Genomic DNA, 6,658 nt, shown 5'->3' on the forward strand with positions numbered 1-6,658 from the left:
ATGCAAAATTTGTTAATATTTATTCTAGTTTTTAGTATTGTTGTTATTGCACATGAATGGGGACATCTTTATTTTGCGAAAAGAGCAGGTATTATGTGTCATGAATTTGCTATTGGTATGGGTCCAAAAATATTTCAAAAAAAATATGGTGAGACTTTGTATACGATTCGTCTATTACCAGTTGGTGGTTATGTTAAAATGGCAGGCCAAATGGATGCTGGTGAGCAATTAGAATTAAAACCAGGTATGCGATTAGCTTTAAAACTTGATGAGCAGCAAGTCGTACAAAAAATTTATGTTGATCAACAATATGCACATAATGACGTTGATGTTATTATTGAATTTAAAGAAGCGGATTTAGTTGATAAATTAATAATTACTGGTTTAGTGACAGAAGAATTTGAACATCAATTAAAAAATTATAAGGTTTCCCCTACAGCAGTTGTAATTGAACATGGTGCACCTGAACAGATTGCACCACGTTATCGTCATTTTACATCTAAAACACCATTACAAAAGTTTTTAACTTTATTTGGTGGACCATTGATGAATTTTGTTTTAGCATTAATTATTTTTCTGGGTATTTCTATTATACAAGGTGTACCCTCAACTAGTCCGCAGATTGGTGGTTTTGTAGAAGATTCACCTGCAAAACAAGCTGGTTTAGTTATATCTGATAATATTACAAAAATTAATAGTATGCCAATTAATTCTTGGCAAGATATTGGAAAAGCAATGTCACAAGTCAACGATAAGCAAAATGTAAAAGTTGAGTATAATCATCAAGGACAATTAAAAACAGTTGATATAACACCTAAAATAATTGAACAACAAGTAGATAAACAAACAACAAAGTCACGAGCTATTTTAGGAATTGAAGCGATGCGTGAACATAATGCTATTTTAGTAGTGAAACAAGGTTTTATTGATATGTGGACATATGGTACGCAAATTTTTATAGGTGTAGGTTTGTTATTTAAAAGTATTTTCACAGGTGGTTTCTCATTGAATCAATTAGCTGGACCAGTGGGTATTTATAAAGTTACTTCAGAGGCAGCAAGTAATGGTTTATTAGTTTTAGCTAAATGGGTGGCTATTTTAAGTGTGAATTTAGGAATTATGAATTTATTACCTATACCTGCTTTAGATGGTGGAAGAATTGTTTTTGTAATTTATGAAGCTATTTTTAGAAAACCAGTAAATAAAAAAATTGAAGCATATATTACATTAGGATTCGTAGCTATATTATTTGTAGTCATGATCTTAGTTACATGGAACGATATACAATATGTATTTTTTGGAAAATAAAGGAGAGTTAACAAATGAAACAGAGTAAATTATTAATACCAACATTAAGAGAAGTACCTTCAAATGCTGAAGCAATCAGTCATCAATTATTATTGAAAGCTGGTTTAGTGAAACAAGTGGCTGCTGGTGTTTATAGTTATTTACCTTTAGCACAACGCACATTAAATAAAATTAAAAATATAATTCGTGAAGAACATGATGATATTAGTGCTGTTGAGATGACGATGCCATTATTACAACCTGCTGAATTATGGCAAGAGTCAGGACGATGGGACACAATGGGTGCTGAAATGTTTCGATTAAAAGATCGTAAAGGTACTGACTTTGCTTTGCAACCTACTTCTGAAGAAGTAATTACTTCATTAATACGTCATGATATTAAATCATATAAACAATTACCACTAAATTTATATCAAATTCAAACAAAATTTCGTGATGAAGCACGTCCACGCTTTGGTTTACTAAGAGGTCGTGAATTTATTATGAAAGATGCCTATTCATTTCATGTCGATGAAGCATCGTTAGATGAAACATATCAAGATATGTTTGGTGCTTATCATAAAATATTTACACGTTGTGGCTTAACATTTAGACCTGTAGTTGCTGATTCTGGAAATATGGGTGGTAAAGATACACATGAATTTCAGGCTTTAGCTGATATTGGAGAAGATACAATTGTTTACACAGATCATAGTGATTATGCTGCGAACATTGAAAGTGCTAAAATCACATTTAAATATGAACGTCCAAATATAGAGATGTTGCCATTAGAAAAAATCAACACACCGAATGCGAAGACATGTGATCAAGTTGCTGAATTTTTAACTATCGATTTACAACAACAAATTAAATCTTTAGTAGTAAAAGGTAATGAAGATGATGTCGTTTTAGTCTTACTACGTGCTGATCATGAATTAAACGAAGTAAAATTATCAAAACTTCTTAATGTTGTTGAAGTAGAAATGGCTGATGAAGCGACAATTGTCGAAGTATTTGGTGCGCATCCAGGATCATTAGGGCCGGTTAATATTCCAGCTGAAGTAAAAGTTTATGCAGATTACGCAGTTGAAGCATTAGTGAATGCTGTCTGTGGTGCAAATGAAGATGATTATCATTTTATCAATGTTAATCCTGGAAGAGATTTTTCTGTATTAGCTTATGAAGACTTGCGTTTTATTCAAGAAGGTGAGATGGCTGAAGATGGTTCAGGTCCAGTGAAATTTGCTAAAGGAATTGAAGTAGGTCAAGTATTTAAATTAGGAACACGTTATTCTGAATGTATGAATGCTAAAGTATTAGATGCAAATGGGCGTCAACAACCAATGTTAATGGGATGTTATGGTATTGGTGTATCACGTGTCTTATCAGCTATCATTGAACAGCATCATGATGAAAATGGGATTATTTGGCCGAAAGAAGTAGCACCATTTGACTTACATTTATTAACTGCTAATCAAAAGAATGCTGCACAACAACAATTAGCAGATGAACTTTATTCGCTACTACAATCTTATCGTTATGATGTATTATATGATGACAGAAAAGAACGTGCGGGTGTTAAATTTAACGATTCTGATCTAATCGGTTTACCTATTCGTATTTTAGTAGGAAAAGAAGCCGAAGAAGGTATTGTAGAAGTTAAAGTTAGAAAAACTGGTGAAACTTTTAATATGAAAAAAGAAGTATTAATTGATAAAATTAATGAATTAATGAAAAGGATTTAAAATGATTAGATTAGCTAAACCAACAGATAGTGCACAAATTTATCAGCTGTTAAAAAAAATATTTTTAGACATGGAATTACCATTGTTAAATAAATTAGGTGAGAGTTTAAGTGAACAATTTTTTTGTGAATTGATTGAACAAACTAATACAAGATTTTCTTATCAAAATATGCTTGTTTATGAACTTAATAATAACATTGTAGGCTTACTTAATGGTTATCCAGCTGATAATGAAGAAATTTATGACGAGCAAATGGTTAAGCTGTTTCCTAAATATAATTTAATGGATTATCCTAAGCAATTTGCTGGTAAAGAAGGTTGGAAAGATGAATGGTATCTTGACTCACTTGTAGTGGATAACGATTATCGAGGCCAAGGTATTGGACAAGCATTATTAACTGAATTGTCACAGTTTGTTTTATCTACCACGTCTTGTCTTATAGTTGGCTTGAATTGTGAACAAGATAATTTAGGTGCTAAAAAATTATATGAAAAATTCAACTTTAAAGTTGTAGGACAACATAAAATTTTAAATCATGATTATTATCATATGCAGAAAAGTATTAGTGAATACAAAATTTAACAACAAACATAAGGTGAGAAAGGAATATCACTTTCTCACTTTTTTTATTTAAGGAGGATATATGGCATTTTCATGGCTAAAATTATTTAAAATTTCTTTAAGAAATTTATATGAAAATAAATTTTATTATATTATTACAGCAGGTTTATTACAATTATTTATGATGACACTAGGAATGTTTTTAATTTCATGTGTGTTTAAATTAGTTTTATTTGTTTCAGGTCAAAGTAATTTATCGTTTGATACAATTTACGCAATTATATTAAATCCATTTTCAATGATTATTTTAATTTTATTTCTATTTGTTATTGCGTTTTTAATGTTCTTTGAATTTTCAATTTTAACGTTAATGATTTATGGTAAAATGAAAGACACGCATTTTTCAATTAAAACTGTAATTATTCATACATTTCATAAAGTAAAACAACTAACAGGTAAACAATTTCTTGTATTTTTAGGTTATGTCATTTCAATGATTCCGTTAGCAAATTTAGGCTTCAGTTCATTTTTAAGTGAACAAGTTTATATTCCTAAATTTATAACAGGTGAAATTATGAAAACAGCATCTGGTAGTATATTATATGGTAGTATTTTAATTTTATTATTTTATATTAATATACGTTTAATTATGGTCATTCCACTAACAGTAATTAATAATTTATCTTTTTTAGATAATATTAAATTAAGTTGGTGTTTGACACGTCGAAAAATGTTTAAGTTACTAACTTTAATATTTAGTTTTGAAATGATTATGATATTACTATTTGCAATTGCGTTTGTTATTACTATTGTTATATTCAGTAGTATAGATGCTGATGACACGAATATAGTATTAGAAAGTATATTTTATAGTTTAATGTACTATGGTATGTTTTTTGCTAATATCTTTTTAAAACTTGGTATCTTTATTCCAATAGTTGAATTATTAATTTCTGAAAATCAAGCGAGTCAAAAATTATTAGCTCATCAAAAAGAAGCAAAATTTTCTAAAAAAATGATGATGACTATTTTAACAATAGTGGTTATAGGATCATTTGTATTCAATACATATAAAATATATTCAACAACAGTTAATCAACATCAGTTGATAATAGCGCATCGTGGTTATGCTGAGTATTCTGTAGAAAACTCATTAGAAGCATTAGAAGCAGCGGCTAAAGCTAAGGCAGATTATGTTGAATTAGATATAATAATGACTAAAGATCATAAATTTGTTGTTATCCATGATTTTAATTTAAAACGATTAGCAGGTATAGATAAAAAAGTGCAAAATATGAATTATGATGAAGTCGTAGGTTTAACTATTGAACAAAATGGTTATAAGAGTATAATTCCATCATTTGAAGAATTTGTAAAAAAAGCTAAAGCATTAAATATTAAATTATTAGTAGAATTAAAACCACATGGTGAAGAACCAAGTAATTATATTGATATTTTTATTGAAGAAATGAAGAAATTAAATGTTGATAAAGAATATAAAGTCATGTCATTAAATTTACCAGTAATGGAAGCTTTAGAAAATAAAGCACCTTATTTTGATACAGGACATATTATTCCATTGCAATTCGGTGAATTTAATAATAGTAATATTAACTTTTTTGTCATCGAAGACTTTTCATATCGTCCAAATTTAGTTTTACAGGCACATCATAATAATAAACAAGTATTTGTTTGGACAATTAATGAAGAAAATACAATGATGAAATATTTGTATAGTCGTTTAGATGGTATGATTACAGATTATCCAGCTAAAGCATTAGAAAATAAAAAAGAAATTCAGAATAATAATAGTTATTTTGAAAAAGCACTAACATTATTATTGATATAATCAAAAAATCAATTGACAGTAGTCAGTTGATTTTTTTTGTTGTAAACTGATAATATGGAGGGACTATTATGAAACGTATAGCTATTATAGGCGGTGGTATTGTAGGCGCAACTTGTGCTTATTATTTATCAAAAAATAAGCAATATGAGATTACTTTAATTGATGATGGTGAAGGACAGGCTACTAAAGCTGCGTGCGGTATCATTTGTCCTTGGTTATCTCAAAGAAGAAATAAGCCTTGGTATAATTTAGTGAAAGAAGGGGCAAAGTTTTATTCACAATTAATATCAGATTTACAACTAGATGGTATAGTAGATTATCCATATGTACAGACAGGTACAATGGTATTTAAAAAAACAGAACAGCAATTAAATAAATTAATGTTACTTGCAGAAGATAGACGTATTAATGCACCACAAATAGGCCATTGTCGTTCAATGTTATCAACAGAGATTGATCAAATTATACCAAATTATTATGGTGATCAAGGTGCAGTGTTAGTAGAAGGTGGCGGACGTATTGATGGAAAAAAATTAGTTGAACAATTAATTACTTTATCCATTCAAAAAGGTATGCAAGTAAAAAGTGGTAAAGCACAATTAGTTAATAATCAATGTATTATAGTCAATCAACAACTGTATGAATTTGATCAAATTATTTTAACAGCAGGTGCATGGTTACCGAAATTATTGTCACCATTAGGTTATAGAGTAGATATTCGCCCACAAAAAGGACAATTACTAGAAGTAAAAACAACACAAGCAACAGAGAAATTACCAGGTATGATGTTGCATGATGAAATAGATATATTACCTTCAAATGATCATCGTTTAATTATCGGAGCTACACATGAAAATGATAAAGAATATAATTTAGAACCAGATTATCAGTTGTTAGAACAAATGAAACGAAAAGCTAATGAATTTTTAGCTATAGAACAATACCCAATAGATAAAGTGAGAGTCGGTATTCGTGCATATACTTCTGATTATCAACCATTTTTTGGTTATTTAAAAGACGATTCTTTTTTAGTAGCCAGTGGATTAGGTTCTTCTGGTTTAACTTCTGGACCAATTATAGGTTATTTGTTATCATGTCTAGTAACTAAGCAAAAAATAGAGATGGATATTTCAGAATATTGTCCAGATAAGTATATAAAAAAATAAAGAATTATCTTTCAAGAAAAAAACCTGTCAACGATTTTTGATTATGTCC

5 protein-coding genes are annotated in these 6,658 nt (G+C 29.1%); all 5 read left to right on the plus strand.

The window, feature by feature from the left end:
* Positions 1–1,308, plus strand: a complete 1,308-nt coding sequence (gene rseP, locus AC5EAH_RS01735; protein WP_493493023.1) for an RIP metalloprotease RseP — start codon at positions 1–3, stop codon at positions 1,306–1,308.
* Positions 1,309–1,322: 14 nt separating this feature from the next.
* On the plus strand, positions 1,323–3,032 hold the full coding sequence (locus AC5EAH_RS01740; RefSeq protein ID WP_493493024.1) for a proline--tRNA ligase: 1,710 nt from the start codon (positions 1,323–1,325) through the stop codon (positions 3,030–3,032).
* A gap of 1 nt (position 3,033) precedes the next feature.
* The gene (locus AC5EAH_RS01745) at positions 3,034–3,615 is read left to right on the plus strand and encodes a GNAT family N-acetyltransferase (RefSeq protein WP_493493025.1); all 582 of its coding nucleotides are present in this window, start codon (positions 3,034–3,036) and stop codon (positions 3,613–3,615) included.
* Between the two features lie 61 nt (positions 3,616–3,676).
* On the plus strand, positions 3,677–5,443 hold the full coding sequence (locus tag AC5EAH_RS01750) for a glycerophosphoryl diester phosphodiesterase membrane domain-containing protein (protein ID WP_493493026.1): 1,767 nt from the start codon (positions 3,677–3,679) through the stop codon (positions 5,441–5,443).
* A gap of 68 nt (positions 5,444–5,511) precedes the next feature.
* Positions 5,512–6,609, plus strand: coding sequence for an NAD(P)/FAD-dependent oxidoreductase (locus AC5EAH_RS01755; protein WP_493493027.1), 1,098 nt, complete (start codon positions 5,512–5,514; stop codon positions 6,607–6,609).
* Positions 6,610–6,658: the final 49 nt, after the last annotated feature.

The organism is Staphylococcus sp. B1(2026), from assembly GCF_058895785.1.

Excerpts from the sequence above, each read along its gene's own strand:
- AC5EAH_RS01755 (WP_493493027.1), top strand. The coding sequence starts at position 5,512 with ATGAAACGTATAGCTATTATAGGCGGTGGTATTGTAGGCGCAACTTGT.
- rseP (WP_493493023.1), top strand. The coding sequence starts at position 1 with ATGCAAAATTTGTTAATATTTATTCTAGTTTTTAGTATTGTTGTTATT.
- AC5EAH_RS01750 (WP_493493026.1), top strand. The coding sequence starts at position 3,677 with ATGGCATTTTCATGGCTAAAATTATTTAAAATTTCTTTAAGAAATTTA.
- AC5EAH_RS01740 (WP_493493024.1), top strand. The coding sequence starts at position 1,323 with ATGAAACAGAGTAAATTATTAATACCAACATTAAGAGAAGTACCTTCA.
- AC5EAH_RS01745 (WP_493493025.1), top strand. The coding sequence starts at position 3,034 with ATGATTAGATTAGCTAAACCAACAGATAGTGCACAAATTTATCAGCTG.